The 2,373-nt window shown below is 56.4% G+C and carries 3 protein-coding genes; 1 reads left to right on the top strand and 2 read right to left on the bottom strand.

Annotated features, from left to right (window positions below; translation table 11 throughout):
- Positions 1-208: hypothetical protein (locus tag ACRESJ_RS21590; protein WP_431759715.1), on the bottom strand; the 208-nt coding region annotated here is incomplete at its 3' end.
- A gap of 636 nt (positions 209-844) precedes the next feature.
- Between ACRESJ_RS21590 and ACRESJ_RS21585 the strand changes: the two genes are divergently transcribed.
- Positions 845-1,132 (top strand): GNAT family N-acetyltransferase, encoded by a 288-nt coding sequence (locus ACRESJ_RS21585; RefSeq protein WP_020800382.1) that lies wholly within the window; start codon positions 845-847, stop codon positions 1,130-1,132.
- A gap of 72 nt (positions 1,133-1,204) precedes the next feature.
- Here ACRESJ_RS21585 and ACRESJ_RS21580 read toward each other — a convergent pair whose 3' ends face one another.
- Positions 1,205-2,281, bottom strand: a complete 1,077-nt coding sequence (locus ACRESJ_RS21580; RefSeq protein ID WP_007973561.1) for a 3-deoxy-7-phosphoheptulonate synthase — start codon at positions 2,279-2,281, stop codon at positions 1,205-1,207.
- Between the last annotated feature and the right edge of the window lie 92 nt (positions 2,282-2,373).

Here is a 2,373-nt window from a genome sequence, read left to right as displayed (position 1 = left end):
TAGCTTCGTCAGCAGTCTGTTGTGCTTTTTGAGCAGCAGCCAGAGCTTCATCAGCTTTACGGTAAGCTTCGTCTGCACGAGCCTGGGAGCGAGCAGCTGCGTCTTCAGTAGCGGTCAGACGTGCTTCGGTTTCTTTCGATGCGCTGCTGCAACCGGTAGCCAGAACTGCGGCCAGAGCCAGAGCAGAGAATTTCAGAACGTTGTTCATCGTGTTCCCCTTCAAGGACTTTCTATTAAGTAGCTATCTCCTCCGAGTGAGGAAATAGCCGGCGTACATACTACCCATAACTTGTAGTAAGTAAAACTGACGTGAAGCAAGAAGCAAAAAAAATTGTAGGCGCTGATTCTTTTTCGAGCAACTTTTAACTGCGATGCTTAAAAAATACTCAGCTACAATGCCGGTTATGAGCGATCGGGATAAGAAAAGTTCCCTATTCCCATGGCTCTTTTTCCGGTCTTGGCTAAAGTCCGGCTAGATGGATTCGTCTACACTTTTGTTCGGATTTTGCGCGACGCCTCTCATATCTTTCTCCATGTTCAGGTGACTTTAACAACGGGCGATCGTCTTAAGTCTCAACATCCGGCAATGTTCAGGCATCGACCCAGGAGGATCTTCGGTCGAGCCAGCCCTGCGTGACCCGATCTACACCTGCCTACCAGCATGATGACGAGTGTGCCTTGAGCATTTTTGCCAATGGTGCCTACTATTTATACGTGCTCGGCTGCGCGAGATCGGTGTAGCTCTTCTCGGTGTCCATTCAGGCACGGGGTGGCGTAGTTGTTCCTTCGCCGGAAAAACATCGGTAAGGTAGGGGTCAGAATTTGAGACCCGCGAGGAGTAGTGATGAGCGAGGCGTTGTCCATCCACCATGACCAGGCTGGTCATCAATTCGAGACCAATGTGGACGGTCATCGTGCCTACCTGACTTATATGGATCTGGGGAAACAGACCCTGGATATCTATCGCACGTTTGTGCCTAACGCGCTGCGTGGTCGCGGCATTGCGGCAGCGCTGACCGAACAGGCGCTGCAGTACGCCGAGGAAATGGGCTATACCGTCATTCCATCGTGCTCGTACGTCGAGCGCTACATGGAGCGCCACCAGCGGCATGCGGCCAAGCTGAGCCAGTAACCTTCAACAAAACGAACACATAAAAAAACGCCGGGCTCAGCCCGGCGTTTTTTTGTCTGCGGCAAACGGCGATCAGCTGCGATCGCGTTTAGGCAGCACATCCTTGAGCTTGGCATGCATGCTGCGCAAGGTGTTTTCAGTGGCGGTCCAGTCGATGCAGGCATCGGTAATCGACACGCCGTATTGCAGGTCGGCGAGGTCTTTCGGGATCGCCTGGGCACCCCAGTTCAGATGGCTTTCGACCATCAGGCCGATAATCGACTTGTTGCCTTCCAGGATCTGGTTGGCGACGTTTTCCATCACCAGCGGCTGCAGGGCCGGGTCCTTGTTGGAGTTGGCGTGGCTGCAGTCGACCATGATGTTCGGCTTGATCTTCGCCTTGTTCAGCGCCTGTTCGCACAGGGCGACGCTGACCGAATCGTAGTTCGGCTTGCCATTGCCGCCGCGCAGCACCACGTGACCGTAGGCGTTGCCCTTGGTGGTCACGATCGACACGCCACCTTCCTGGTTGATCCCCAGGAAACGGTGAGGGCTGGATACCGATTGCAGGGCGTTGATCGCCACGGTCAGGCCGCCGTCGGTGCCGTTCTTGAAGCCGACGGCCGAGGACAGGCCGGACGCCATTTCACGGTGAGTCTGGGATTCGGTGGTGCGCGCGCCGATGGCCGACCAGCTGATCAGGTCCTGCAAATACTGCGGGGAGATCGGGTCGAGGGCTTCGGTGGCGGTCGGCAGGCCTTTTTCAGCCAGGTCCAGCAGCAATTGGCGACCGATGTGCAGGCCATCCTGGATTTTGAACGAGTCGTCCAGGTACGGGTCGTTGATCAAGCCTTTCCAGCCGACGGTCGTACGCGGCTTCTCGAAGTACACGCGCATGACCAGATACAGGGTATCGGAGACTTCCGCGGCGAGAACCTTCAGGCGCTCGGCGTATTCGTGGGCGGCCTTGATGTCGTGGATCGAGCAAGGCCCGATGACGACGAACAGGCGATGGTCGGTGCCATCGAGAATATTGCGAATGACTTCGCGGCCCTTGGTCACGGTGCGCAACGCAGCGTCGCTCAGGGGAATATCGCGCTTGAGCTGATCGGGAGTGATCAGTGTCTCGTTGGAGGCGACGTTTAGGTCGTTGATCGGTAAATCAGCCATCGTTTACTCGTCAGGTCACGGGTGCCGGCCGCCAGCGAACCCGCGCGGCGGAGCACAGCAAATTAAGCGCGTCGGGGAGCCGAACCTTAGCG

The sequence above is a fragment of the Pseudomonas sp. genome (assembly GCF_050739655.1).
Lineage (GTDB): Bacteria > Pseudomonadota > Gammaproteobacteria > Pseudomonadales > Pseudomonadaceae > Aquipseudomonas.
The sequence above is the reverse complement of the archived record's forward strand: the minus strand, read 5'-3'. Positions and strand labels throughout refer to the sequence as shown.